The sequence below is a fragment of the Micromonospora sp. genome (genome assembly GCF_048594385.1).
Classification (GTDB): Bacteria; Actinomycetota; Actinomycetes; order Mycobacteriales; family Micromonosporaceae; genus Micromonospora; species Micromonospora wenchangensis.
The window spans coordinates 22055-48039 of the sequence record NZ_JBMDWU010000144.1 but is presented as its reverse complement, the minus strand read 5'-3'; the positions used below and the strand labels follow the sequence as shown (position 1 = coordinate 48039).

Sequence of the window (25985 nt, the reverse complement as noted above, 5' to 3'; positions counted from 1 at the left end):
ACGTCCCGCGTGGTTAAGCCGCTGGCGGTCCTGGTCGACCAGGGGTCGGCCGAGCCGCTCACCTTCTTCGACCTGACCACCGCGTTGGCGTTCGCCACGTTCGCCGACGCGCCTGTCGACGTGGCGGTGGTGGAGGTGGGGCTGGGCGGTGCCGAGGACGCCACCAACGTGCTCCAGGCCGGGGTGGCGGTGCTCACCCCGATCGGGTTGGACCACACCGAGTGGCTCGGTGACACCCTGGAGGACATCGCCCTGCACAAGGCCGGCATCATCCACTCCGGGGCGACGGTCATCGCCGCCGCGCAGGAGGAGGAGGCGGCCCGGCCGATCCTGGAACGGTGCGCCGAGGTCGGTGCCACGGTCGCCCGGGAGGGCGCGGAGTTCGGGGTGCTGCGCCGGGCGGTGGCCGTCGGCGGCCAGGTGCTGACACTCCAGGGCCTCGGCGGGGTGTACGACGAGGTGTTCCTCCCGCTGCACGGGGCGCACCAGGCGCAGAACGCGGCGGTGGCGCTGGCCGCCGTCGAGGCGTTCCTCGGGGCCGGGGCGAAGCGGCAGCTCGACGTCGGGGCCGTCCGGGAGGGTTTCGCCGCGACCAGTTCCCCGGGCCGGCTGGAGAAGGTGCGCAACGCCCCGACGGTGCTCCTCGACGGGGCGCACAATCCGCACGGGATGGCCGCCACGGTCACCGCGCTGCAGGAGGAGTTCGCGTTCAGCAAGCTGGTCGGGGTGCTCGCCGTGCTCGGCGACAAGGACGCCGCCGGCCTGCTGGAGCTGCTGGAACCGGTGCTCGACTCGCTCGTCGTCACCAGCAACTCCTCGCCCCGGGCGATGCCGGCCGAGGAGCTGGCCGAGCTGGCCCGGGAGGTCTTCGGGCCGGACCGGGTCCAGGTGGCCGACTCGATGCCGGATGCCATCGAGGCGGCCGTCGCCGAGGCCGAGTACGACGTGCCCGGCGAGTTGGCCGGGGTGGGGGTGCTGGTCACCGGCTCGGTGGTGACGGTGGCCGACGCCCGACGGCTGCTGAAGCGATGACCGGCCCGACCCCGGGCCGCCCGCACCCGGACCGCCGCCCTGCCGACCCCCCGGAGCCGGCCCGAAGCGCCGGCCCGGCCGGAAGCGCCGGAACACCCGACCGCACCGCCCCGACCGCAGGCACCGGCCCGGCGCAGGTCACCGGCCCGGCCGCGGGCAGCGCAACGTCCGACCACACCGGCCCGGCCGAGGGCACCGGCCCGGCCGGGCGGCGTTCGGGGCTGCGTAACCCCGAGGCGGCCGTCCGGGGTCTCGGGGCCGGGACGCTCGGCCTGGAAGCGCTGGTGCTGCTGCTGGCCATCCAGCCGATCCGGCTGGTCGGCGGGCACTTCGGCGGGGCGGCGATCGCGGCCACGGTGGCGCTGGCCGTGGCGGCGGTGCTGCTGGCCGGCCTGATGCGACGCCCGTGGGCCTGGTCGGCGGGCACCGTGTTGCAGGGGCTGCTGCTGCTCGCCGGCCTGCTGCACTGGTCGCTGTTCGGGCTCGGGGTCATCTTCGCCCTGGTCTGGGCGTACGCGTTGCACGTGCGGCGGGTCATCCTCGGCTGAGCGGGGTCACGCCTCGGCGCGTTCCCGCCACTGGGTCAGCGCGATGCCGTGCCCGTCCGGGTCCCGGAAGGCAGCGGCCCACACCTCCAGTTTGGTGCCCCGGTTGACCACCCGGGGCGCGTAGGTGAACCGGACGCCGGTGTCCTTGAGCCGCCGGTACGCCGCCTCGATGTCGTCCACCTCCAGGTTGACGTGGACCAGCCGGCGGCTGATCGGGGCGGCCCCGGTCACCTCGCGCAGCACCAGCCGGGTCTGCCCGGAGGCGAGCACCGCGTTGCCGGTGCCCCGGTCGAACTCCTCGAAGCCGAGGTCCCGGTAGAAGTCCAGCGAGCGGGACAGGTCGGTGACCAGCAGGGTCAGCCCGACGCCGCTGATCGGGCCGGCCGCGTCGTCGCCCCCGGCGGTCGCGGCAGCCGGGTCGTACCCGAAGATCGCCTCGTCCAGGTCGGGGTCGAGCCGGCCGTCACCGGTGGTGGGCCCGTCCAGCGGTACGTCGACCGGGTCGAGGATCGGCGCGTCGAACCGTTCCTCGGCGGGCGGCCGGGGGGCGGGCGCAGCGGTGGCCGGGCCGGCGGCGGCACCGGTGGGGGTGGTGCCGGCAGGGCCGGTGGCGGCAGTGGACGCGGCGGCGGTCGAAGCGGCGGCGGTGGGGGCGGTGGCTCGGCGGGGGAGTTGGCCGGTCGCCGGCTGCTCGACCAGGGTGCCCTCCAGCACCACCGGGCCGCCCGGCCGCTGGTGCACCACCACCCGCTCCCGCTCGTCGGTCAGCACCTCCACGTCGTCGCGCAGCGGCTCGGACCGGACCGGGTCCGGGTGCGGCGGCTCCGGACGCAGCGGATCGGCCCGGACCGGGTCGGCGGGCGGCGGGTCGCGCAGGTCGTCCCGGAACTCGTCGTGGAAGTCGTCGTCGGCCGTGCGGCCCGCCCACGGCGGGGCCTCCTGCTGGATCAGCAGGTCGTCGAGCGGCTCGGCGTCGGCGTACTCCGGGGGCAGGTCGGTCACGCCCGCGGCGGCCTCGGTGTGGGTCGGCACCTCGTCCCACAGGACGCGGACGTGCCGCTGGTCGTCCAGGGCCACCCGGATCGGCAGGGTCTGCCCCAGCGACGGCCACTTCGCCACCGGCACCCGAGGCTCGATGATCTTCTTGGACCGGGGCGGCAGGCCCGGCGCGTCGATCACCAACTGGAGCTCGCACCGGCCGAAGGAGTACTGGGTGGGGGGTTCGGAAGCGCTGTGCACGTGCCCGACGCCGACCACCCAGGTGCGTCCGCCGCCGCGTACGGTGCCCAGGGCGACGGCGAGCACGACCAGGGCCACGCCGAGCGCGACGATGGCCCAGCTGGTCATGCCCAGCCCGAACAGGACGACGAAGGCCGCCACGGTGCCGAGCACCGCGGCGATCAGCTTGCGTACCGGCGCGATGGTGCGGTTCCCGCCATTCGCCACAGTGGACCTCCCAGGGGTCAGAGCCAGGCTAGGCCGCGCGGCGACCGAGGGAAAGAGCAGCCGCCGCGCCGGTGCCGGTACCGGGTCGCTAGGCTGACCGTACCCAGCCGAACCGCCTTGTGCGCACAGGAGGAACCCAGCGTGTCCAGCAGCAGCCCGGATGAGCGCACCCTCGTACTGATCAAGCCCGACGCGGTGCGTCGTGGCCTGGTCGGCGAGATCATCTCCCGTTTCGAGCGCAAGGGCCTGCGGATCGACGCGCTGGAGATCCGGACGCTCGACGGCGGGTTCGCCGACCAGCACTACGCCGAGCACGTGGACAAGCCGTTCTACCCGCCGCTGAAGACGTTCATGACCAGCGGGCCCCTGGTGTCGCTGGTGCTCTCCGGCGACCAGGTGATCGAGGTGGTCCGGGCGATGATCGGCAGCACCGACGGGCGTAAGGCCGCCGCCGGCACGATCCGGGGTGACCTGTCGCTGTCCAACCGGGAGAACCTGGTGCACGCCTCGGACTCCACCGACAGCGCCAAGCGCGAGATCGCGCTCTGGTTCCCCGCCCTGGGCTGACCCCGGGACACCCTGCCGGCGGCCCAGGGGCGCGGAGCCGCGTCAGGTGGCCGGGCGGTCGCGGAACGGGCGACCCCGGCCGAGCGCGTCGGCGTACCCCCAGCGGCCCCTGATGTCGAGCAGCTCGATCTGGCCCAGTTCCTCGGGGACCGCGGCGTCGACGGCGAGATGGTCCTCGTACGGTTCCAGCCCGAGCAGCACGCGCAGCAGCATCAGGGGCGCTCCGGCCGACGGCGCGTACGGGCTGTCGGTGAAGCCGTGCGGGACGGGGACGTGGGTGGTGGCCCGGTCGTAGCCGGTGAGGTACGCCGGCAGCCGGCCCTGGAAGTGCCGGGCGGCGTCGAGCAGCCCGGTGGCGACCCGGGCGGCCTGCGCCCGGAACCCGGCCCGGCGCAGCCCCCAGGCGATCAGCGAGTTCTCCCAGGGCCAGACCGCGCCGGTGTGGTGGCCCAGCGGGTTGTAGTCGGCTGCCGTGCTGGCCAGGGTGCGGATGCCCCAGCCGGAGTACAGCGCCGGGGACATCAGGTGCGCCACCAACTGCTCGGCGCGGTGCGGGGCGACGATGCCGGTGCACAGCAGCTGCCCCATGTTGGACGTGAGGGAGTCCAGCGGGACGCCGTCGAGCTGCACCGCCACCGCGTAGTGGCCCTGGTCGGGCAGCCAGAAGTCCCGGTCGAACCGGTCCCGCAGCCGGGCGGCGTCGCGGTCGAGCTGGTCGGCCCAGGCGGGATCGTCCCAGAACCGGCGGGCCATCCGGGCGGCCCGGCGGCGGGCCTCGAAGGCGTACCCCTGGATCTCGCAGATCGCCAGGGGGTAGGTGGCCGGTCGGCCGTCGGCGAAGCAGATCGCGTCGGCGGAGTTGCGCCAGCTCTCGTTCTGCGGTCCGGTGCGGGTCGGGCGTCGGGTGGACCAGACGTAGCCGCTGTCGGCCCGGTCCGCGTCGTGGTCGAGCCAGCCGATGGCGGCCCGGATCTCGAACTCGAACCGGCGTACCAGTTCCGCGTCGCCGGTCCAGCGTTCGTACTCGTCGAGCAGGATGACGAAGGCGGCCGTGGTGTCGGCGGCGCTGAAGCTGGCCGACTCCGGGGTGTCGTTGAACGCGCCGGAGTCGCCGTACCGGCTCTCCTGGACGATCTTGCCGGGTTGTTCGCCGCGGAACGGGTCCTGCCGGACGCCCTGGCTCAGCGCCAGGATGCGCAGCGTGTTGACCGCCCGTTCGGGCATGAACGGCAGCGCCTGGAAGCTGCTGACCAGGCTCTCCCGGCCGAGCAGCGCCATCGACCAGGGCAGCCCGGTGGCGGGCAGCGCGGTCTGGAAGTTCAGCCCGGGGTAGTGCAGCGCGGCCAGGTCCCGCACGCCGTACTCGTACGCCTGCTGCAGGGGTTTGTGGTCGGCGCGCAGCCGGGGTACCCCGGCGGTGCGGGCGCTGATGTCCCGGCCCCGCTGGTGCTGGCTGCGCCCCACCGAACTGGTCAGCCGTTCCCGCAGGTCACGGCGGTGCAGGTCGCGCAGGAGGGCGAGCACCCGCAGCCGGGTGGACCAGGTGCCGTGGGGGTCGACGGTGAACGTCCAGGTCAGGCCGTGCTCGTCGAGCGCGGCCGGCGTGCTGGAAGTGATCACGGTTTCCCGGTGCAGGCCGGCCCGCTTGTAGTGCAGCCGTAGCGCGTCGTCGGCGATGGTGACGGTCACCGGCCGGGCCCGGCGGAAGCCGTCGCGGACCTCCAGCACCTCGGCGAAGTCCGCGCCCGCGTCGAGCCGGACGACGTAGCGCACCGGTTCCGGCGCGTAGTTGAACAGGGTGATCTCCTCCTCGTACTCCGGACCGACCCAGCGGTGCCGCAGCACGGAGGTGGTGGCGTTGACGTAGTGGGTGGGTTCGCCGGGGACCAGTCCGAACTTCGCCTCGTAGGTGGCGACGTCGTCGACGGAGAGCACCGAGAGGGACTCGGTGTTGATGGTCAGCGCCCAGGTGGACAGGAACCGGGTGTCGAAGGAGAAGAGCCCGAGCGGGGAGGTCGGGGTGGCCCGCACGTCCCCGTTCTTCTCGCTGATCATGAACATGTTGCCGGCGAAGACGCTGGTGACCTCGTGCAGCCCGATGACACCGGAGGCGGTGTGCGGGACCAGTTCGGCGGCGGGTTCGGTGCCGACGCTGTCGGCGGCGACCGGGAGCAGCCGCCGGAAGGTGAACAGCAGCGCCAGGTCGCCGGCGACCGAGGCGTCGCCGCGCAGCAGCATCGACACCATGTTGTCCCGGCCGGCCAGCAGCCGGACGAACGCCTCGGGTCGGACCTCGACCGTGCAGTCGGGGTGTTTGCCGGTGCGTGCGACCCGGATCTGTGCGCCGTCGAGCCGGACGAACCAGGTGGCGGTCTCGCCGCCCTCGGCGACGACGTCGAACCGGAGTAGTCCGCTGGGGGCGACGGGCAACCGGCCCCGGCCGTCGGCGACCAGGGCGGCGAAGAACTCGTCGATCCGCCCGTCCACGGCCCGCTCCCGTTCCACCGCTGCGCCACCCGAAAAAGGTCCAGGTGTGCCAAAAGGAACAATACGCCGTGCCCGGACCGGCGGGGCGCGCTTAAGTGGAAGAACGCCACTACCTGCGAAAACGCCGGGGAGGGTTCGACGATGGACGGGCAGACTGCCGCCGGGATGCGGTACTGGACGTACGGGCACGGCAGGCGCGGCACCTTCCTGCTGGTGCACGGCTGGTGCTGCGACCACGACTTCATGGCACCCCTGGCCCGGCACCTGGCCACCCGCCAGGACCGGGTGATCGCCGTCGACATGCCGGGCCACGGGGCCAGCCCGCCCCCGGCCGACGGCTACGGGGTCACCGCGATGGCCGGTCACCTGCGGGCCTTCGTCGCCGCGCTCGACCTGCGCCGGGTCTTCGTGATCGGGCACAGCCTGGGCGGGGTCTGGTCACTGCAGGCCGCCGCCGGGGACCGGGACCGGTTCGCCGGGCTGGGACTGCTCGACTCCGCGGTGGCCGGGGCACCCGGTTCCGCCGCCGCGATCGCCCAGGTGGCGGCGTCGCTGCGGGAGGACACCTCGGGCGCGGTCCGGGAGTCGATCGTCAGGTCGTACTTCCCGCCGTACTCCGACCCGCGCCTGGTGGAGCGGGTGGTGGCGGCCACCGCCCGCCCGTCGACCGAGGTGGCGTACGCGCCGATCGCCGGGCTGGCCGACTGGATCGCGGCCGAGCAGGACGTGGCCGCCCTGCGCCGCTGGGACCGCCCGCTGCTCTTCGTGGGCAGCAACGCCCCGTTCGCCGACTACGCCCGGCTGGCCGAACTCGCCCCGCAGGCGTTCATCGGGCAGACCGTGGGTTCCGGGCACTTCGTGCAGCTCCAGGTGCCGGCGCAGGTCGACGCGATGGTCGACCGCTACCTGGAGGTCACCGACTAGCGTCGCCCGCACCGCCTCAGAGGGTGTCCAGCGAGGCGCGGCGACGGGACTCCGCCTCGAAGATCGTCAACAGACCGGCGGCCAGCACGGCGTAGCCGACCCCGACGGCCAGTTCGAGGCCGATCGCCGGCAGGACGTCGCCGAGCGGGGCGCCGCCGGCCAGCCGCCGGGCCGCGTCGGCGGCGTGGGTGATCGGCAGCACCGCGCCGACCGCACGGATGCCCGCCGGCAGGCTGTCGGCCGGCACGTTGACGCCGGTGAACAACAGCAGCAGCGCCACCGCCACGTTCGAGATCAGGAAGACGTCCCGGAAGCGCAACCCCAGCGCGCCCAGGGTCAGCCCGAAGAAACCGCAGGCCAGCGCGGCGGTGGCCAGTGCCAGCAGCAGGCCGGGCAGGGCGGTGGCCGGGACCCGCAGGCCGAGCAGGAGCGCGGCCACGGTGAGCGTGCTCGCCGCGATCAGCAGGCCGTTGCCGGCGTACGGCAGCACCCGGCCGAGGAAGATGGCGGTGCGGCTGCGCGGGGAGAGCAGCACGTGCCCCAGGGTGCCGAAACGCCGCTCGTTGGCCACCGCCATGGTGCCGCCGTAGACGCAGGCCAGCGCGGCGGTGAGCACCGCGTTGCCGACGACGTAGAACCGGTCGTCGGCGACCCCGAACTCCCGCCCCAGGTAGGCGAAGAAGAAGAGTTGGAACAGCGGGCCCACCAGCAGGGTGCCCACGAAGATCGACGGGGTGGTCCAGTTGAACAGGGCCCGGTAGGCGATGACCCCGCCCACCCCGACCAGCCGCAGCAGCGCGCCCACCGGTGCCTCCTCAGGCCAGGGCCAGGGTCGCGGTGACCCGGGCCCGGCGCTCGACGTACGTCATCAGGGCCCAGCCGGCGGCCAGGCAGGTCAGGCTGATCGCCAGGCAGACGGCCAGCGCCGGCCAGACCGGCCCGCCGGACGCGGCCTCGTGCACCGCGCGGGCACCCCAGGTGGTCGGCAGCACCGCGGCGACCGGCCCGGTCCAGCCGGGCAGCGCGGTGACCGGCACGAGCATCCCGGAGACCAACCAGATCGGGTACTCCAGCATGTTCGCCAGCGCGTTGGCGTGCCGCAGCAGCACGAAGCAGGACGCCAGCAGCAGCCCGAACATGCCCAGCCCGGCGATGCAGCCGGCGACGGCCACCGGGAAGGCCACCGGGTGGGCGAAGTCGAGCGGGATGCCGTACAGCAGCCGGCCCCAGGCCAGCGTGGCGAGCATCGCGTACGTGCCGGTGATGCCGGTTGCCAGGGTGACCGGCAGCAGCACCAACGCCGGCGACCGGGGCGCCAACATGATCATCTCCAGGGTGCCCTGCCAGCGCTGGTTCTGGATCGCCCCGCCGGAGCCGAACAGCACCGTCGACCAGACCCCCATCAGGCCCGCGCCGACCGCCGCCTCCAGTAGCCGGTCCGGCTCACCGCCGGCCCGGAACAGGTAGACCGCCAGGGTCGCCTGCACCACCGGGACGATCAACGCGATGGCGATCTCGAACGGAGAACGGCTGAGCTGCTTGACGTGCAGCAGCGCACCGACCGCGATCATCCGCACGGTGTTCACGCCGGCACCGGCCCGGCCACCGGCGTCGGCGCCGCCGCCCGGTTGACGATCGCCACGTACGCGTCCTCCAGGGTGGGCTGTCGGGCGGTCACCCGGCCCAGCCGTACCCCGTCCAGCTCCCGCAGCACGTCGGCCTGCACGTCCACCCCCGCGTCGGACTGCACCCCGAGGACCTGCGCCGCCCCGTGCACCGCCAGGCTCACCTCGCGGACGCCCGGCCGGGCCCGGATCGCGGCCAACTGCCCGTCGGTCACCCCGTACGCCTCCACCTCCAGCACCCGCCGGCCGTCGGCGTGGTGGCGCAGCTCGGCGGGGGTGCCGAGGGCCTGGATCCGGCCGCCCGCGATCACCGCCATCCGGCCGCACAACTCGTCGGCCTCGGCCATGTAGTGCGTGGTCAGCAGCACGGTGGTGCCGGTGGCGGCCAGGTCGGCGACGGTCTGTCGCAGCTCCCGGGCGGCCACCGGGTCGACCCCGATCGACGGCTCGTCGAGGAACAGCACCCGGGGCCGGTGCAGCAGCCCCCGGGCGATGTGCAGCCGCTGGCGCATCCCCCGGGAGTAGCCCTCGACCCGGTCGTCCTCCCGGCCGGTCAACCGGACCAGCTCGAACAGTTCGGCGATCCGGCGCTTCTGCTCCCGGCCCGGCACGCCGTACAGCTCGGCGAAGTAGCGCAGGTTGTCCCGGGCGGAGAGCCGGTCGTAGAGCCCCCGGTCGCCGCCGAAGACGTACCCGATGCGACGGCGCACCTCCCGGGTGTGCCGGACCACGTCGAAGCCGCAGATCCTCGCCGTGCCCGCCGTCGGGACGAGCAGGGTGTTGAGCAGCTTGATGGTGGTGGTCTTGCCGGCGCCGTTCGGGCCGAGCAGGCCGAACAGCTCACCGTGGCCGACCGCGAGGTCCACCCCGGCGACGGCGTGCACCTCCCGGCGCTGTGGTCGTAACCATCCGGTCCGGCTGCGGTAGCTGCGGTGCAGCCCGGCCGCCTCGATCGCGTGCTCACCCATGGCCGCGAATCTATGGGCCGGCCCGGCCGCCCGCACCCCCGTTACTCGGCGGCGGCGACCCGGACAGGTCGAGTATCCTTGCCGGTACAGGCGACGACCCGGCCATCACCGGTGAGCCTCCGGAAGAAAGGGCCCGGCGGGCCCGACTAGAACCGGACGGGGCGGCCCGTCACAGCCGGCCAACGAGCGGGCGGTCGATCCTGACCGTCAAGCGGGGTGGTACCGCGGGCCCGGCCCGGGGCGTCGACGACGGCGTACCGGACAGGGCTCGTCCTCGCAGACCACGACTGAGTGAGCTGCCAGAGGAGAGCGACCCCCGATGGGCTATCCGCTGCACGACCCGACCGCCGCCGGCGTCCCGGCGAGCCCGGACCTGCCCGACGTCGAGCGCCGCGTCCTGGAGCACTGGCGCACCGACCAGACCTTCGAGGCGTCGGTGACGGCCCGGCCGGCCGGCGACGACGGCAAGAACGAGTACGTCTTCTACGACGGCCCGCCGTTCGCCAACGGCCTGCCGCACTACGGACACCTGTTCACCGGGTACGTCAAGGACGTGGTGCCGCGCTACCAGACCATGCGCGGCCGGCACGTCGAGCGGCGCTTCGGCTGGGACTGCCACGGCCTGCCCGCCGAGGTGGTGGCCGAGAAGCAGCTCGGCATCACCAGCAAGGCGGAGATCCTCGACCTCGGGGTGGCCCGGTTCAACGACGCGTGCCGCTCCTCGGTGCTGGAGTTCACCCAGGACTGGGAGCGGTACGTCACCCGGCAGGCCCGCTGGGTCGACTTCACCAACGACTACAAGACCCTCGACCTGGACTACATGGAAAGCGTCATGTGGGCCTTCAAGACCCTGCACGACAAGGGCCTGGTCTACGAGGGCTTCCGGGTGCTGGCGTACTGCTGGCGGTGCGAGACGCCGCTGTCGAACACCGAGACCCGGATGGACGACGTCTACCGCGACCGGCACGACCCGACGCTGACCGTGTGGTTCGGGCTGACCGCCGACGAGTCCGCCCCGGAGCTGCTGCGTGGGCCGGTCAGGCTGGGCGTCTGGACCACCACGCCGTGGACCCTGCCGTCCAACCTCGCGCTCGCCGTCGGCCCCGACATCGAGTACGCGGTGCTCGACCGCGACGGGGAACGGTTCGTCGTCGGCGCGGCCCGGCTCGGCGCGTACGCCAAGGAGCTGGAGGGCTACCAGCAGGTCGGCACCGTGTACGGCCGGGACCTGGTCGGACGGCGGTACACCCCGCTCTACGACTTCCTCGTCGAGCAGGCCGGCGAGAACGCCTACCAGGTGCTCGGCGCGGACTTCGTCACCACCGAGGACGGCACCGGGATCGTGCACCTCGCCCCGGCCTTCGGTGAGGACGACCAGAACGTCTGCAACGCCGCCGGCATCCCCACGATCGTCACCGTGGACGACCACACCCGGTTCACCGCGTTGGTCCCGCCGTACTCCGGTGAGCAGGTCTTCGACGTCAACAAACCGGTGATCCGGGAGCTGAAGGAGCGGGGGGTGGTGCTGCGGCAGGACACCTACACCCACTCCTACCCGCACTGCTGGCGCTGCGACACCCCGCTGGTCTACAAGGCGGTGTCGTCGTGGTTCGTCGCGGTGACGCAGTTCCGGGACCGGATGGTCGAGCTGAACCAGCAGATCAACTGGACACCCGGGCACATCAAGGACGGCTCGTTCGGCAAGTGGCTGGCCAACGCCCGGGACTGGTCGATCAGCCGCAACCGGTTCTGGGGCTCGCCGATCCCGGCCTGGAAGTCCGACGACCCCACCTATCCCCGGGTGGACGTCTACGGTTCGCTGGCCGAGATCGAACGGGACTTCGGCGTACGCCTGACCGACCTGCACCGGCCGGCCGTCGACGACCTGGTCCGCCCCAACCCGGACGACCCGACCGGCCGGTCGATGATGCGCCGGGTGCCGGAGGTGCTGGACTGCTGGTTCGAGTCCGGTTCGATGCCGTTCGCCCAGGTGCACTACCCGTTCGAGAACGCGGACTGGTTCGAGCACCACTACCCGGGCGACTTCATCGTCGAGTACATCGGGCAGACCCGGGGCTGGTTCTACACCATGCACGTGCTGGCCACCGCGCTGTTCGACAGGCCGGCGTTCCGCAACTGCCTCAGCCACGGCATCCTGCTCGGCTCCGACGGGCGCAAGATGTCCAAGAGCCTGCGCAACTACCCGGACGTCTACCACGTCTTCGACGCGTACGGCTCGGACGCGATGCGCTGGATGCTGATGTCCTCGCCGGTGCTGCGCGGCGGCGACATGGCGGTCACCGAACCGGCGATCCGCGACGCCGTCCGGCAGGTGCTGCTGCCGCTGTGGAACGTCTGGTACTTCTTCTCGCTCTACGCCAACGCCGCCGGGCACACCGCCCGGCGCCGGACCGACTCGACGCACCTGCTCGACAGGTACGTGCTGGCCAAGACCCGGGAACTGGTGGAGACCGTCGGCGCGCAGATGGACGCGTACGACATCTCCGGGGCGTGCGGCACCGTCCGGTCCTACCTGGACGCGCTGACCAACTGGTACGTGCGTCGCTCCCGGGACCGGTTCTGGTCGGGTGACGCCGACGCGTTCGACACGCTGTGGACGGTGCTGGAGACGCTCTGCCGGGTGGTGGCGCCGCTGGCCCCGCTGACCGCCGAGGAGATCTGGCGCGGGCTCACCGGCGAGCGGTCGGTGCACCTGACCGACTGGCCGTCGGCGCAGGACCTGCCCGCCGACCACGACCTGGTCGCGGCGATGGACGCCACCCGGGACGTCTGCTCGGCGGCGCTGTCGCTGCGCAAGGCCAAGGGGCTGCGGGTCCGGCTGCCGCTGCCGAAGCTGACCGTGGCCTCGCCGGTCGCCGACCAGCTCCGGCCGTTCGCCGACCTGGTCGCCGACGAGGTCAACGTCAAGGAGGTGGCGTTCTCGGCGGAGGTCGCCAGCTACTGCCAGCAGGTGCTGACGGTGGTGCCCCGGGCGCTCGGCCCCCGCGTCGGCAAGCAGGTGCAGCAGGTGATCAGGGCGGTCAAGGCGGGGGAGTGGGAGCTGCGCGACGGTGCCCCCGTCGCCGCCGGGGTCACCCTCGCCGAGGGCGAGTACGAGCTGCGCCTGGTCGCCGCCGACGCCGAGCACTCCGCGCCGCTGCCCGGTGGTGAGGGTGTGGTGGTGCTCGACACCGAGGTCACCCCGGAGTTGGCCGCCGAGGGGCTGGCCCGGGACGTGGTCCGGGTCGTGCAGCAGGCCCGCCGGGACGCCGACCTGGACATCTCCGACCGGATCGTGGTGTCGGTGTCGGCCTCCGAGCAGGTGCGGGCGGCGGTATCGGCGTACACCGGGTTCGTGGCCCGGGAGGTGCTCGCCGACACGGTGGACTTCGCCGACGGCGTCGACGGCTTCGCCGGTGAGGTCGGCGACGGCGAGCGGGTGACGGTGACCGTCCGCCCGGTGTGAGGACGTCGGTGGGTCCTACGGGCGTCCGTCCGCTACCGTGACACCGCCTGTTTCACCGTACGACCGCCGGAGGACCCGTGCCGCTGCTCTACACCATCGGCAAGCTCACCGTGGGACCCGCGATGCGGCTCGCGTTCCGCCCGGTCGTGGAGGGGCTGGAGCACATTCCGGCGAGCGGCGGCGCGATCTTCGCGGGCAACCACCTCTCCGTCGCCGACGAGTTGCTGCTCGGCACCGTCGTTCCCCGGCACCTCGCCTTCTGGGCCAAGTCGGAGTACTTCACCGGCACCGGCCCGAAGGGCGCGCTGTCCAAGTTCGTGCTCACCGGCCTGGGGGCCATCCCGGTCGAGCGGGCCGGTGGCCGGGCCGCGCTGTCCGCGTTTGACGCGGCCATCCCCGCGCTGCGCGGCGGTGACCTGGTCGCCGTCTATCCCGAGGGGACCCGGTCGCCCGACGGCCGGCTCTACCGGGGACGGACCGGCACCGCCCGGCTGGCGGTGGCGGCCGGGGTGCCGGTGATCCCGGTCGGGGTGACCGGCACCGACAAGGTCCAGCCGATCGGCACCCGGATTCCCCGCCCCGGCAAGGCGAAGATCGTCATCCGGTTCGGCAAGCCGCTGGACTTCACCGGCCGCTCCGACGACCGCACCTCGCTGCGGGAGATGACCGACGAGCTGATGGCCGAGATCCAGAAGCTCACCGGCCAGGAGTACGTCCCCCGGTACGCCCCCCGCCGCGCCGAACCCACCTCGGGCGGTACGCCCACCGCCGGCAGCGCCCCGGCCTGACCGCCGCGCCCGCACCCGACCGGCGCGGGCCGGTGTGACCGGCACCGCCGCCTGACCCACCTGCGGGGCTGACCGCAGGACCAGCCCGGCCTCCGTACGGTGGCCGGGCTCAGCCCTGCTTCGGGATGACGATCTGGGCGCGCATGGTGGCGAGCAGTCGGGCGCTGTCGTCCACCGAGAGCCGGGTGAACACACCCGTGGCGCTGCTGCCGTGGTCCACCGAGGTGCAGACCACCACGTCGGTGCCGTCGGACGAGCCGGTGGCGCAGCGTTCGTACCGGCCCCGCACGCCGCTGTCGACAGGTTGGGGGGTATCCAGCTTGAAGGTGTCGGTCAGCCGCACCATCGCGTCGTCCGCGTCGGACTCCGGCCGGAGCCGGAAGCCGGTGTCACCGAAGACGATCACCCGTTTGCCGTCGGAGGTGCTGTAGACCCCGGCGTAGACGTCCTCGGCGAGCAGGTTCGCCTTGCGCACCTCGGTCTTGAGCTTGTCGACCTCGCTGCCGGAGTCCGACCGCAGGGTCAGGTCGGCCACCTGAGCGGGCAGGGCGGCGTCGGCCGGGTACTGCTGCCAGGCCGGCTTGCCGAACCAGGCGGGGCAGCCGCAGCAGCAGACCAGGCTGAGCAGCAGCACCCAGGGCCAGCGTCGCCGCTTGCGGCGGACGTACCCCTTGGGTGGCCGGTTGGGCGGTGGCTGCGGCGGCGGGGCGGGCGGCTGCGGGCGGACCCGCCGCTGCTTCGGCGGGCGGGGCGGCGTGGGCGGCGGCTGCGGTGGCGGTGACGCCGGGCGGGCCGGGGGCGGCGACACCGGGCGCGCCGGCGGCAGGGGCGCCGGCCGCGGGGGGGGCCCGGGGGGGACGGGGTCCGGCGGGGTGGGCGAGGGCGTGCCCGGTCGGGCGGGTGCCGCCGACTGGTACGGCGCCGCCGGGCTGTGCTGGCGTGGCGGGGTCGGCGTGTGCTGGTGCGGCGGGGTGGGGGTGTGCTGGTGGGGCGGGACCGCCGCGGCGGCGGGTGGCGGCTGGTCGACGGCCGCCGGGTAGGGGTGGGTCGGCGGTGGCGCGTACGGCAGCGGCACCGGCTCCGGATGGTGTACGTCCCAGCCACCGGTGTCGACACCCGCCCACGGGTCGACCGGCGTGCGGTGTTCGGGCAGCTCCGGCGGGGGCGGTGGAGGTGGCGGAAGCGGCACGAACTGGACCGACTCACCCCACGCGGGGCGACGCGGCGGCGGTGGGGGCACGGCGGCGGACCCGCTCCACCGGGGTACCGCGGGCTCCTCCAGCGTCTGGTCGGGACGCTGCCCGCCCGGGTGCTCGACCCGGGTGGCGTCCGGCCGCTGCTCCACGCGGGTGGCGTCGGGACGCTGCGCCACCGGCGTGTCGTCGGGATGCCGCTCGATCCGCGTGGGGTCGGGACGCTGCTCCGGCCACCCGGCGTCGGGCTGCTCAACCCGGGTGGCGTCGGGCCGGTGCGGTGCGCCGGGCGGGGTGATCCGGCCCGGAACGGCGGCCGACCCCCGGGCCGGGGTGACCGGGCCAGGCGCGACCCCCCGCGCCGGCCCCGCCGACTCCACCGGATCGGCGGACGCGACCGGGCTGACCTGACCCGCTGGGCTGGTCGGCTCCGGCGGGCCGCCCTGCGTCGCCGTGTCACCCTGCGCGGTGGGGTCGTCCTCCGTGACCGTGCCGCCCTGCGCGGTGGGGTCGCCCTCCGTGACCGGGTCGCCCTGCGCGGTCGGGTCGCCCTGCGGAACCTTGTCGTGCTGGTCGGCCGGGTCGTCCTGCGCGGTCGGGTCGGCGGGCCGCGGTGAGGTGTCGGGGGCCGGCGGTGGTTCCGACTCCGTGTCGGGCCCGGGGGAGTTGCCGGCCGGCGGCGACAGGGCGGGCCCCGGTGCGGTGGGGACGGCGACCGGCTCTGCGGGGGCGGTGGCGGCCCCGGCCGGACCGGCAGGGGCGGCCGGCGGACCCGGAGCGGGTGCGGCGGCCGCCCCGGCCGGGTCGGTGGGGTTGCTGGGCGGCGGTACGGGGAGGTCGGCCGGACCGGTGGCGACCACCGGATCCTGCTGCCGACCCGGGACGGGGTCGTCCCCGTCGGCCGGCCGGTCTGCTCCCGGCTGCGGCTCCGGCATCGCGGCAATCTCCTCTCGCACCGGTTGCGAGGTTAGTACCGGGCCGCCACCTCGACCAATCGGCCGCCCTCGGCCCCCGCCGACCGGGAAGCCTCGCACAGCCGGCCCGGGGCCCGCCGGTGCGGTCCCCGTCGGCCGGCCGACCGGTGACGGTGGGACGGCTGACGGGAGCGGGCAGGTCGGCGGTGCGGCGAGCCGTCCGCCGGTGGACGCGTACCCTTGGGCTCCATGAGTGCTCCGTCCACGACCCCGCGCCCCGCCGCGGCCCCGACCGACGACGCGGCGGTCGCGTCGCCGCACCACGACGCCACGTTGTCGGTGTGGCCCCGGCTGGAGGCGCTGCTGCCCCAGGTGACCAAGCCCATCCAGTACGTCGGTGGCGAGCTGGGCGCGGTGGTCAAGGACTGGGACGCCGCGACCGTACGGTGGGCGCTGATGTACCCCGACGCGTACGAGGTGGGGCTACCCAACCAGGGCGTGCAGATCCTCTACGAGGTGCTCAACGAGCTGCCCGACGTGCTGGCCGAGCGGACGTACGCGGTCTGGCCGGACCTGGAACGGCTGATGCGCGAGCACGACGTGCCGCAGTTCACCGTCGACGCGCACCGCTCGGTGCGCCGGTTCGACGTGTTCGGGGTCTCGTTCTCCACCGAGCTGGGCTACACCAACCTGCTCACCGCGATCGACCTGGCCGGCATTCCGATGCTGGCGGCCGACCGCACCGACGCCGACCCGGTGATCGTGGCCGGCGGGCACGCCGCGTTCAACCCGGAGCCGATCGCCGACTTCCTCGACGCCGCCGTGCTCGGCGACGGCGAGGAGGCGGTCCTGGAGATCACCACGATCGTCCGGGAGTGGAAGGCGGAGGGCTCCCCGGGCGGCCGGGACGAGCTGCTGCTGCGGCTGGCCCGCACCGAGAGCGTCTACGTGCCGCGCTTCTACGACGTGGACTACCTGCCCGACGGCCGGATCCAGCGGGTGGTGCCGAACCGCCCGGACGTGCCGTTCCGGGTGCACAAGCGCACGACGATGGACCTGGACGCCTGGCCGTACCCGAAGAAGCCGCTGGTGCCGCTGGCCGAGACGGTGCACGAGCGGTACGCGGTGGAGATCTTCCGGGGCTGCACCCGGGGCTGCCGGTTCTGCCAGGCCGGCATGATCACCCGTCCGGTGCGGGAGCGGTCGATCACCACCGTGGGGCAGATGGTGCAGCAGGGGCTGGAGTTCTCCGGCTTCCACGAGGTGGGGCTGCTGTCGCTGTCGTCGGCCGACCACTCCGAGATCGGCGACATGTGCTCCGGCCTGGCCGAGCAGTACGCCGGCACCAACGTGTCGCTGTCGCTGCCGTCGACCCGGGTGGACGCGTTCAACATCGACCTGGCGCAGGAGCTGTCCCGCAACGGCCGGCGTACCGGGCTGACCTTCGCCCCGGAGGGCGGGTCGGAGCGGATCCGCAAGGTCATCAACAAGATGGTGTCGAAGGACGACCTGATCCGTACGGTGGTCACCGCGTACACCAACGGCTGGCGGCAGGTGAAGCTGTACTTCATGTGCGGCCTGCCCACCGAGACCGACGCCGACGTCCTGGAGATCGCCGACATGGCGCACGAGGTGATCCGGGCCGGGCGGGCGGCCACCGGCTCCAAGGACATCCGCTGCACCGTCTCGATCGGCGGGTTCGTGCCCAAGCCGCACACCCCGTTCCAGTGGGCGTCGATGGAGCGGCCCGAGGTCATCGACGGTCGGCTCAAGCTGCTCAAGCAGGCCATCAACGCGGACCGGTCGCTCGGCCGGGCCATCGGTTTCCGCTACCACGACGGTGAGCCGTCGCTGATCGAGGGCCTGCTCAGCCGGGGTGACCGCCGGGTCGGCGCGGTGATCCACGAGGTGTGGCGCAACGGTGGCCGGTTCGACGGCTGGAGCGAGCACTTCTCGTACCAGCGCTGGGTGGACGCCGCCGCGGCGGTGCTGCCGGGCTTCGGTGTCGACCTGGACTGGTACACCACCCGCGAGCGCGACGAACTGGAGGTGCTCCCCTGGGACCACCTCGACTCGGGCCTGGACAAGGACTGGCTCTGGCAGGACTGGCAGGACTCGCTGGGCGAGTACGAACAGGACGACTGCCGGTGGACCCCGTGCTTCGACTGCGGCGTCTGCCCGTCGATGGACACCGAGATCCAGATCGGGCCCACCGGCCGCAAGCTCCTACCGCTCACCCCGGTGACCGCGTTGAAGGTGCCCACCGGCGCCCAGCAGTGACAGGCGACGGGACGGGTCGGCGCGCCACGGCGGGCCGCCCGTCCCGTTGCGGCGGGTGTGCGGCTATCGTCACCGGCAGCCCGCGCCACGGGGACCGGTGACCAGACCGAGGAGTACGACGATCAGCAGGAAACCACAGCCGGAGGGCGGGCAGGCGCCCGTCGTCCAGCGTGTCCGCATCCGGTACGCCAAGCGCGGGCCGTTGCGGTTCACCTCCCACCGGGACTTCGCCCGCGCCTTCGAGCGCGCCCTGCGCCGGGCCGCCGTGCCGGTGGCCTTCTCCCAGGGCTTCACCCCGCACCCGAAGATCTCCTACGCCAGCGCCGCCCCCACCGGCGTGGCCAGCGAGGCGGAGTACCTGGAGGTCGGCCTCCAGGCGGCGGTGGACCCGGAGCAGCTACGGGTGGCCCTCGACGCGGCGCTCTCGCCCGGCCTCGACGTGCTGGACGTGGTGGTCGCGACCGGGGGCAGCCTGGCGGAGCGGATCGAGGCGTCGTACTGGCGCATCGAGCTGCCCGGGGTCGACCAGGCGGTGGCGCAACGGGCGGTCGCCGCCTTCGTGGCCGCCGAGGAGGTGCAGGTCGAGCGGATGACCAAGCAGGGCCGGCGGACGTTCGACGCGCGGAACGCGGTGACCCGCATCGATGTGTTGCCCCCGGTGCAGACGCCTTCCGGGGCAGCGGAGCCGTCATGTGCGATACTCGAACTGGTCGTACGGCAGGTCACCCCGTCCGTACGACCCGATGACGTCCTTTCCGGCCTCCGCGTGGTGGCCGCCCTGGAGCCGCCGGTCTCCCCGAGGGTGATCCGGCTGGCGCAGGGCGTGTTGACCGCGCAGGGCGCGATCGTGGATCCGTTGGACGCGGATCGCGGCGGGGCAGCCATCGGAGAACGCTGACCGTCGGTCGGCGTTCTGGCAGGCAGACTTCGGCGGTCGCGCACGTCGCGCGCCCGGCGGAAACACTTTTGCGGCGATCCTGCGTGGCAGCGCTCACCCGCGCCCGGGGCCGCCAGAACTGGAGAACGTCCATGCTCGAGAACGAGCCCGAGGGCGGCGAACGGACCGGTTCCCAGCCGGCCGGGGACACCGCCGACAGCACCATCGGCGCCGGCGCGGGAGCCGCCGCCACGCCACCGGAGGGCGCTGCGGCGTCCACGGACGGCACGGCGGCACCGACCCGGCGGCGGGCCACCCGGCGACGGGTCGCGCCGCTGAGCCAGCCGGAACTGACCGGGGGAGCGCCCGCCGAGGCGTCCGGCAGCGCCCCGTCGGCCACCGACGAGTCACAGCAGGCCGAGGTGATCGTCCCGGTCGCCGGTGAGCTGGACTCCGCGCCGAAGACCACCCGCCGCCGTCGCAAGGCCACCCCGGCCAAGGCCGCCGAGGGGCCGGTGGTCGTCGACGGGGTCGAGGAGGGCAGCGCGGAACTGGTGCCGCCGGTGAAGGTGACCCGGACCCGGCGGAAGAAGGCCGTCGCCCCGGCGGCGACCGAGCCGCCCGTCGAGGCCCCGGCGTCTCCGCCGGCCGCCGAGGTGGTGACCGGCCAGGCGTCGGTGGGTGAGGTTTCCGCAGCTCAGAGTGATTCTCCCGAGGAGGAGCCCGCCGTGGAGGCGGCTGCCCCGGCCGAGCCGACCGTCGCCGACGAGGCCGAGGAGCCCACGGCCGACCAGGCCGTGGTCGCGGAGCCCGTGGCGCAGGAGCCCGCGTCCGACCGGCCGGCCGCCGGGTCGACGTCGCCGGCCGCCGGCGCGCCGACCGGGGAGGTGTCGCCGGGCGTCGCCGTGCCGGCCGCCGACGAGCCGGCGGAGCCGGCCGAGCCGCAGCCGCGTACCCGCCGGCGGCGGGCCGCGATCGCCGCGCCGACCGTCCTGTTCATGGCCCCGCTGCCGGAGGAGCCGCCCACCTTCCGGGTGGTCGAGCCCGGCCCGGTCGCCGAGGAGCCCGTCGAGGAACCGGTCGAGACGGGGCGGCGGCGTCGCCGTGGCCGCCGTGAGGCCGAGCCGGTGGAGGCCGTCGAGCCGGTCGAGGTCGTCGCGGAGGAGCCCACCGGCGAGGCCGAGGAGGGCGTCGACGACGAGGACGAGGACGACGACGAGTCGGCCGCCGCGCGTCGCCGTCGCCGCCGGGGCCGCCGCGGACGGGGCCGGGGCACGGGCGGGGCGGACGACACCGCCGCGGACGCGACCGAGGAACCGGCCCAGGCCGAGGCCGTGGGTGAGGGCGACGCCGCCGAGGACGAGGGCGACGGGGACGGGCTGACCCGTCGTCGTCGGCGGCGTCGCCGTCGGGGTGCCGGTGACGTCGAGGGTGGCGCCGACGACGGCGTGCCCACGGTGGTCACGATCCGGGAGCCCCGCAAGGCCGTCGACGAGGTGCAGGGCGTCTCCGGTTCGACCCGGCTGGAGGCCAAGCGTCAGCGCCGCCGGGACGGTCGGGAGCAGCGCCGGACCCGCCCGCCGATCCTGAGCGAGTCGGAGTTCCTGGCCCGCCGGGAGGCGGTCGACCGGGTGATGGCGGTGCGCCAGCGGGGCGACCGTACCCAGATCGCGGTCCTGGAGGACGGCGTCCTGGTCGAGCACTACGTCACCCGTAACTCGTCGGGCACCATGGCCGGCAACGTCTACCTGGGCAAGGTGCAGAACGTCCTGCCCAGCATGGAGGCGGCCTTCGTCGACGTCGGGCGGGGACGTAACGCCGTCCTGTACGCCGGTGAGGTCAACTGGGACAGCACCGGCCTGGAGGGGCGCTCCCGCTCGATCGAGCAGGCGCTGCGCTCCGGGGACTCGGTGCTGGTCCAGGTCACCAAGGACCCGATCGGGCACAAGGGTGCCCGGCTGACCAGCCACGTCGCGCTCTCCGGCCGGCACCTGGTCTACGTGCCCAACGGCAACGCCTCCGGGATCAGCCGCAAGCTGCCCGACACCGAGCGCAAGCGGCTGCGGGACGTGCTCAAGAAGCTGGTTCCCGACGGCGCGGGCGTGATCGTGCGGACCGCCGCCGAGGGCGCCAGCGAGGACGAGCTGGCCCGGGACGTCAAGCGGTTGCAGGCCCAGTGGGAGGACATCCAGGCCAAGGCGACCGCCGGTGGTGCCCCGGTGCTGCTCTACGAGGAGCCCGACCTGGTCATCCGGGTGGTCCGGGACCTGTTCAACGAGGACTTCCGCGAGCTGGTCATCGAGGGCGAGCAGTCGTACGGCATGGTCGAGTCGTACCTGTCGCACGTCTCGCCGGACCTGGTCGACCGGGTACGCCGGTACGTCGGCACCGCCGACGTGTTCGCCGAGTACCGCATCGACGAGCAGATCATCAAGGGGTTGGACCGGAAGGTCTTCCTGCCCTCCGGCGGCTCGCTGGTGATCGACCGCACCGAGGCGATGACCGTCATCGACGTCAACACCGGCAAGTACACCGGCTCCGGGGGCAACCTGGAGGAGACGGTCACCCGCAACAACCTGGAGGCGGCCGAGGAGATCGTCCGCCAGCTGCGGCTGCGTGACATCGGCGGCATCGTGGTGATCGACTTCATCGACATGGTGCTGGAGTCCAACCGGGAACTGGTGCTGCGCCGGCTCACCGAGTGCCTGGGCCGGGACCGCACCAAGCACCAGGTGACCGAGATCACCTCGCTCGGTCTGGTGCAGATGACCCGTAAGCGGATCGGGGCCGGTCTGCTGGAGGCGTTCAGCGAGCCCTGCGAGTGCTGCAAGGGTCGGGGCCTGGTGATCCACACCGAGCCGGTGCCGGAGAAGCCGCGTACCGGTGGCGGCGCGGGCGAACGGGTCAAGGCCGTCGCCTCGGCGGTGACCACCCCGGCGGCCGAGCCGACGGCCACCGCCACCACCCCCTCTGCACGGCGGCGCGCCCGCAAGGCGGCGACGGTGGAGCGGACCGTGGTGGAGACCACCGAGACCCCCGAGGTCGAGGTCGCCGCCCCGGCGGCCGACAACGGCTACCACGACACCATGGGCTACGACCTGTCCCGGTACGAGTCGCAGACCCCGGCCGCCCCGGCCGCGGCCGACGCTCAGACCGGCGAGTCGGCCCGGCTCGCCGGGGCGGACGACCCGGACGCGCTGGGCGACTCCGACTCCGAGGGCGACGACGACGGGGAGGCCGGCACGGGCCGGCGGCGCTCCCGCCGGGGCGGTGCCCGTCGCCGTACCCGGCCGTGACCTGTTGCCGTACCCGGCCGTGACCGGCTGAGCCGTACCTGACGGCAGTGGGCCCCTTCCCCGGCGTACCGCCGGTGGGAGGGGTCCCGCCGTGCCGTGGGTACGGCGATACCATCGGTCACCCCCGGCTAGGAGAAGACCATGCGCCGCCTGCCCGCCGCCCTCGTGGTGACCGCCGTCCTGCTGGCCGGCGTCGGCTGTTCCGGTGACCGGGCCGACGCGCCGACGGCCTCCGGCCGGCCGTCCGGTGCCGCCACCCCCGCCTCCGTGGTCCCGTCGGCGGCGGTGAGCGGCTCCCCGGCCGGCGGCAACGGGCCGCAGGTCTGCGCCGACGCCGAGGCGGCGTCGACCACGGCGGTGCGCACCTACGTCGAGGAACTGGGCAAGATGATCGCGGCGGTCGGCGCGAACGACAGCGCGGCGGCGGAGACCGCCCGCAAGCGGGCGGAGACGGCGCTGACCACCTGGCGGACGGCGCTGCGGCAGCAGTCCGGCCGGGCCACCGATCCGCAGCTGAAGACCCTGCTCACCGACCTGGCCACCGAGATCGGCCGGCTCGGTACCGACGTCGACTCGATCGACGAGACCGAGCTGGACCGGCTCCAGCAGCGGCTGGACCAGCTCTGCGCCCGCTGACCGCGGGCCCGGCCGGCGGGGGGTCGGTTTGGGCGGCGGGCGGGTGATGGCGTACTCTTTCCTGCGGCGCACTTTGGTGTGCCGAGTTCCCGCGTGCCCGCGCTGCCGGTGTCACAGCTACCCGGCGAGTTGCCATGGGAACGACCGCCAGCAGCCTCAACGACAGGGAGTCCGCCTCCGATGTACGCGATCGTCAAGACCGGCGGCAAGCAGTACAAGGTCGCCGAGGGCGACGTGATCGAGGTCGAGAAGCTCACCGGTGCCCCCGGTGACGCGGTGAAGCTCACCGCGGTGCTCCTCGTCGACGGTGACGACCTGGTGACCGACGCGGCGAAGCTTGCCAAGGTCGCGGTGTCCGGCGAGATCGCCGCGCACACCAAGGGCCCGAAGATCCGGATCCACAAGTTCAAGAACAAGACCGGCTACCACAAGCGCCAGGGTCACCGCCAGCCGCTGACCCAGGTCAAGGTGACCGGCATCTCCAGCGGGAAGTAGGTCGTCGGACAATGGCTCACAAAAAGGGTGCGTCCAGCTCGCGTAACGGTCGTGACTCCGCGGCCCAGCGACTCGGCGTGAAGCGCTTCGGTGGTCAGGTCGTCAGCGCGGGTGAGATCCTCATCCGTCAGCGTGGCACCAAGTTCCACCCCGGTGACCTGGTCGGCCGCGGTGGCGACGACACGCTCTTCGCGCTGGCCGCCGGTTCGGTCCTGTTCGGCACCAAGCGGGGTCGCAAGACCGTCAGCATCGTGCCGCAGTAACACGCAGGCGAAGCGGGCCGCGGACCTGGGGGTCCCGGCCCGCTTCGCCGTTTCAGGTGGGGGTTGCTCCCACCGCCGGGTGCCCGCCGCCGTCGCGGCGGGGCCCGGGGGTGCTTTTCAGGTGCGGGGCCGGACCCCGCTGGAAGGATTGGCGTCGTGACGACGTTCGTTGACCGGGTCGTCCTGCACATGCAGGCCGGCGACGGCGGGCACGGCTGTGTCTCCATCCACCGGGAGAAGTTCAAGCCCTTCGGCGGCCCGGACGGGGGTAACGGCGGGCACGGCGGCAGCGTCTCGCTGGTGGTCGACCCGCAGGTCACCACCCTGCTGGACTTCCACTTCCGCCCGCACCTGAAGGCCGACAACGGCAAGGGGGGCGCGGGCTCGAACCGGGACGGCGCCAACGGCCACGACCTGCTGATCAAGGTGCCGAACGGCACCGTCGTGCAGACCCTCGACGGCACGGTGCTGGCCGACCTGGTCGGCGCGGGCACCACCTTCGAGGCGGCCCGGGGCGGGCGCGGCGGCCGGGGCAACGCCTCGCTGGCCAACGCCCGACGCAAGGCCCCCGGCTTCGCCGAGTTGGGCGAGCCCGGCGACCGGCTCGACGTGGTGCTGGAACTCAAGAGCGTCGCCGACGTCGGCCTGGTGGGTTTCCCGTCGGCGGGCAAGTCGTCGCTGATCTCGGTGATCTCCGCCGCCAAGCCGAAGATCGCCGACTACCCGTTCACCACCCTGGTGCCCAACCTGGGCGTGGTCCGGGTGGACAACCACACGTTCACCGTCGCCGACGTGCCGGGGCTGATCCCCGGGGCGGCCACCGGCAAGGGTCTGGGCCTGGAGTTCCTGCGCCACGTCGAGCGGTGCGCCGTGCTCGTGCACGTGGTCGACACGGCGACCCTGGAACCGGGGCGGGACCCGCTGGCCGACATCGACACCATCGAGGCGGAGCTGGCCGAGTACGGCGGGCTGGCCGACCGGCCCCGACTGGTGGCGCTGAACAAGGTCGACGTGCCGGACGGGCAGGACCTCGCCGATATCGTCCGTCCCGACCTGCAGGCGCGCGGGTTCCGGGTGTTCGACGTCTCCGCGGCGACCCGGGAAGGGCTCAAGGAGCTGACGTACGCGATGGCGGAGCTGGTGGACCAGGCCCGCCGGGCCGCCCCGCCGGCCGAGCCGACCCGGGTCGTGATCCGGCCGAAGGCGGTCGACGACGCCGGGTTCACCATCGAGGCGCAGGCCGACGGCTCGTTCACCGTGCGGGGCGTACGACCCGAACGCTGGGTCCGGCAGACGAACTTCGACAACGACGAGGCGGTCGGTTTCCTCGCCGACCGGCTGGCCCGGCTGGGCGTGGAGGAGAAGCTGGCCAAGGCCGGCGCCAACCCCGGGGACCTGGTCCGCATCGGTGAGCGGGAGTTCGACTGGCAGCCGACCCTGTACGCGGGCGTCGACTTCATCCCCGGCAACCGGGGTACCGACGTCCGGCTGGAGGAGAAGTCGACGCGTCCCGCGGCGGCCGAGCGGTTGGCCGCCCGCAAGGCGCGTCGGCAGCGCCCGGAGGACGAGCTGGACCCGGCCCCGGAACCGGCGGATGACGACGAGGACGGCGACGGGGACGAGGAATAGCCCGGTACCGGTCGGGTCCGGGTCGTTTCCTGGAAACCTTCGTGAAACGGACCCGTCCTACCGTGGGCTGATGCTGATCGAGTCCCGTCCCGCCACCGACCCGGAGGTCGACGCGCTGGTCGCCGCCCAGCAGCGGGAGCTGCGCGAGGCCGACGGCGGGCTGGACGGGCAGGCCACCGTGGTGCACGACGACGTCCGCTACCTGGTGGTGGTCGACGGCGGCCGGGTGGTCGCCTGCGGTGGCCTGCAGTCCCTCGACGCCGGGACCGGCGAGCTGAAGCGGATGTACGTGCGGCCGGCGTACCGGGGGCGGGGCATCGCCCGGCAGTTGCTCAGCGCACTGGAGGAGATCGCGTTCCAGCAGGGCCACTCGGTGCTCTGCCTGGAGACGGGCAGTTACCTGCCGGCCGCGATCGGCCTCTACACCTCCTGCGGCTACCAGCCGATCCCGGTCTACGGCGAGTACGTGCACAACCCGTACAGCGTGTGTTTCGCCAAGCGGCTGCCGGTGGCGGCCTGACCTGAGCCGGCGGGCCGGCCGGGTGCCTGCC

At 73.6% G+C, this 25985-nt stretch carries 20 protein-coding genes; 14 read left to right on the top strand and 6 right to left on the bottom strand.

The features are described 5' to 3' along the window. Both ACOJTC_RS07230 and ACOJTC_RS07225 read left to right on the top strand, forming a co-directional pair. Positions 1-1032: bifunctional folylpolyglutamate synthase/dihydrofolate synthase (locus ACOJTC_RS07230; protein ID WP_420116252.1), on the top strand; the 1032-nt coding region annotated here is incomplete at its 5' end. Between the two features lie 221 nt (positions 1033-1253). Further along, positions 1254-1580 carry a DUF4233 domain-containing protein gene (locus ACOJTC_RS07225; RefSeq protein ID WP_204926467.1) on the top strand — a complete coding sequence of 109 codons (327 nt, stop codon included), beginning with the start codon at positions 1254-1256 and terminating at the stop codon, positions 1578-1580. 6 nt (positions 1581-1586) lie between these two features. Here the strand turns inward: ACOJTC_RS07225 and ACOJTC_RS07220 are convergent, their stop codons facing one another. After that, on the bottom strand, positions 1587-3026 hold the full coding sequence (locus ACOJTC_RS07220; protein ID WP_420116251.1) for a VOC family protein: 1440 nt from the start codon (positions 3024-3026) through the stop codon (positions 1587-1589). A gap of 141 nt (positions 3027-3167) precedes the next feature. Here ACOJTC_RS07220 and ndk point away from each other — a divergent pair, with 141 nt between their 5' ends. After that, positions 3168-3593: a nucleoside-diphosphate kinase gene (ndk, locus tag ACOJTC_RS07215; RefSeq protein ID WP_204926261.1), complete on the top strand. Its 426-nt coding sequence runs from the start codon at positions 3168-3170 to the stop codon at positions 3591-3593. 42 nt (positions 3594-3635) lie between these two features. Here the strand turns inward: ndk and ACOJTC_RS07210 are convergent, their stop codons facing one another. Further along, on the bottom strand, positions 3636-6098 hold the full coding sequence (locus ACOJTC_RS07210) for a glycogen debranching N-terminal domain-containing protein (RefSeq protein ID WP_420116250.1): 2463 nt from the start codon (positions 6096-6098) through the stop codon (positions 3636-3638). 123 nt (positions 6099-6221) lie between these two features. Here ACOJTC_RS07210 and ACOJTC_RS07205 point away from each other — a divergent pair, with 123 nt between their 5' ends. Continuing rightward, positions 6222-7004 (top strand): alpha/beta fold hydrolase, encoded by a 783-nt coding sequence (locus tag ACOJTC_RS07205; protein WP_420116249.1) that lies wholly within the window; start codon positions 6222-6224, stop codon positions 7002-7004. Positions 7005-7020: 16 nt separating this feature from the next. On the opposite strand, the gene ACOJTC_RS07200 is transcribed toward ACOJTC_RS07205, so the two are convergent. From ACOJTC_RS07200 to ACOJTC_RS07190, 3 genes are read right to left on the bottom strand one after another with little or no spacing between them, the layout of a single operon-like run. Next, the gene (locus ACOJTC_RS07200) at positions 7021-7809 is read right to left on the bottom strand and encodes an ABC transporter permease (protein ID WP_420116248.1); all 789 of its coding nucleotides are present in this window, start codon (positions 7807-7809) and stop codon (positions 7021-7023) included. Positions 7810-7819: 10 nt separating this feature from the next. Continuing rightward, complete coding sequence (locus ACOJTC_RS07195) at positions 7820-8590, bottom strand: ABC transporter permease (protein WP_420116247.1); 771 nt, start codon at positions 8588-8590, stop codon at positions 7820-7822. Then, complete coding sequence (locus ACOJTC_RS07190) at positions 8587-9597, bottom strand: ABC transporter ATP-binding protein (protein WP_420116246.1); 1011 nt, start codon at positions 9595-9597, stop codon at positions 8587-8589. The genes ACOJTC_RS07195 and ACOJTC_RS07190 overlap by 4 nt, the downstream gene beginning before the upstream one ends. 319 nt (positions 9598-9916) lie before the next feature. Here ACOJTC_RS07190 and ileS point away from each other — a divergent pair, with 319 nt between their 5' ends. Continuing rightward, positions 9917-13063 carry an isoleucine--tRNA ligase gene (ileS, locus tag ACOJTC_RS07185; RefSeq protein ID WP_420116245.1) on the top strand — a complete coding sequence of 1049 codons (3147 nt, stop codon included), beginning with the start codon at positions 9917-9919 and terminating at the stop codon, positions 13061-13063. A 77-nt stretch (positions 13064-13140) separates the two neighbouring features. Beyond that, positions 13141-13851, top strand: a complete 711-nt coding sequence (locus ACOJTC_RS07180; protein WP_204926266.1) for a lysophospholipid acyltransferase family protein — start codon at positions 13141-13143, stop codon at positions 13849-13851. A 109-nt stretch (positions 13852-13960) separates the two neighbouring features. On the opposite strand, the gene ACOJTC_RS07175 is transcribed toward ACOJTC_RS07180, so the two are convergent. Then, entirely contained in the window at positions 13961-16000 is a 2040-nt protein-coding gene (locus ACOJTC_RS07175; protein ID WP_420116244.1) for a hypothetical protein, read from the bottom strand. Positions 16001-16207: 207 nt separating this feature from the next. Here ACOJTC_RS07175 and ACOJTC_RS07170 point away from each other — a divergent pair, with 207 nt between their 5' ends. The 8 genes from ACOJTC_RS07170 (at position 16208) to ACOJTC_RS07135 (ending at position 25954) form a co-directional block, all read left to right on the top strand. Beyond that, positions 16208-18238, top strand: coding sequence for a TIGR03960 family B12-binding radical SAM protein (locus ACOJTC_RS07170; RefSeq protein ID WP_420116243.1), 2031 nt, complete (start codon positions 16208-16210; stop codon positions 18236-18238). Between the two features lie 178 nt (positions 18239-18416). Then, positions 18417-19136 carry a TIGR03936 family radical SAM-associated protein gene (locus ACOJTC_RS07165; protein WP_357932223.1) on the top strand — a complete coding sequence of 240 codons (720 nt, stop codon included), beginning with the start codon at positions 18417-18419 and terminating at the stop codon, positions 19134-19136. Positions 19137-19267: 131 nt separating this feature from the next. Continuing rightward, entirely contained in the window at positions 19268-22411 is a 3144-nt protein-coding gene (locus tag ACOJTC_RS07160; protein ID WP_420116242.1) for an Rne/Rng family ribonuclease, read from the top strand. A gap of 141 nt (positions 22412-22552) precedes the next feature. Next, positions 22553-23047 carry a hypothetical protein gene (locus ACOJTC_RS07155; protein ID WP_204926269.1) on the top strand — a complete coding sequence of 165 codons (495 nt, stop codon included), beginning with the start codon at positions 22553-22555 and terminating at the stop codon, positions 23045-23047. Between the two features lie 180 nt (positions 23048-23227). Beyond that, positions 23228-23542, top strand: coding sequence for a 50S ribosomal protein L21 (rplU, locus tag ACOJTC_RS07150; RefSeq protein ID WP_067312477.1), 315 nt, complete (start codon positions 23228-23230; stop codon positions 23540-23542). 11 nt (positions 23543-23553) lie between these two features. Continuing rightward, positions 23554-23805, top strand: coding sequence for a 50S ribosomal protein L27 (gene rpmA / locus ACOJTC_RS07145; RefSeq protein WP_088647594.1), 252 nt, complete (start codon positions 23554-23556; stop codon positions 23803-23805). A gap of 156 nt (positions 23806-23961) precedes the next feature. Next, positions 23962-25434 (top strand): GTPase ObgE, encoded by a 1473-nt coding sequence (gene obgE, locus ACOJTC_RS07140; RefSeq protein ID WP_204926270.1) that lies wholly within the window; start codon positions 23962-23964, stop codon positions 25432-25434. Positions 25435-25504: 70 nt separating this feature from the next. Further along, the gene (locus ACOJTC_RS07135) at positions 25505-25954 is read left to right on the top strand and encodes a GNAT family N-acetyltransferase (protein ID WP_420116241.1); all 450 of its coding nucleotides are present in this window, start codon (positions 25505-25507) and stop codon (positions 25952-25954) included. Positions 25955-25985: the final 31 nt, after the last annotated feature.

Coding starts and splice junctions, on each gene's coding strand:
- ACOJTC_RS07205 (WP_420116249.1), top strand. CDS start 6,222: ATGGACGGGCAGACTGCCGCCGGGATGCGGTACTGGACGTACGGGCAC.
- ACOJTC_RS07190 (WP_420116246.1), bottom strand. CDS start 9,597: ATGGGTGAGCACGCGATCGAGGCGGCCGGGCTGCACCGCAGCTACCGC.
- ileS (WP_420116245.1), top strand. CDS start 9,917: ATGGGCTATCCGCTGCACGACCCGACCGCCGCCGGCGTCCCGGCGAGC.
- ACOJTC_RS07170 (WP_420116243.1), top strand. CDS start 16,208: ATGAGTGCTCCGTCCACGACCCCGCGCCCCGCCGCGGCCCCGACCGAC.
- ACOJTC_RS07160 (WP_420116242.1), top strand. CDS start 19,268: ATGCTCGAGAACGAGCCCGAGGGCGGCGAACGGACCGGTTCCCAGCCG.
- ACOJTC_RS07155 (WP_204926269.1), top strand. CDS start 22,553: ATGCGCCGCCTGCCCGCCGCCCTCGTGGTGACCGCCGTCCTGCTGGCC.
- rplU (WP_067312477.1), top strand. CDS start 23,228: ATGTACGCGATCGTCAAGACCGGCGGCAAGCAGTACAAGGTCGCCGAG.
- rpmA (WP_088647594.1), top strand. CDS start 23,554: ATGGCTCACAAAAAGGGTGCGTCCAGCTCGCGTAACGGTCGTGACTCC.
- ACOJTC_RS07135 (WP_420116241.1), top strand. CDS start 25,505: ATGCTGATCGAGTCCCGTCCCGCCACCGACCCGGAGGTCGACGCGCTG.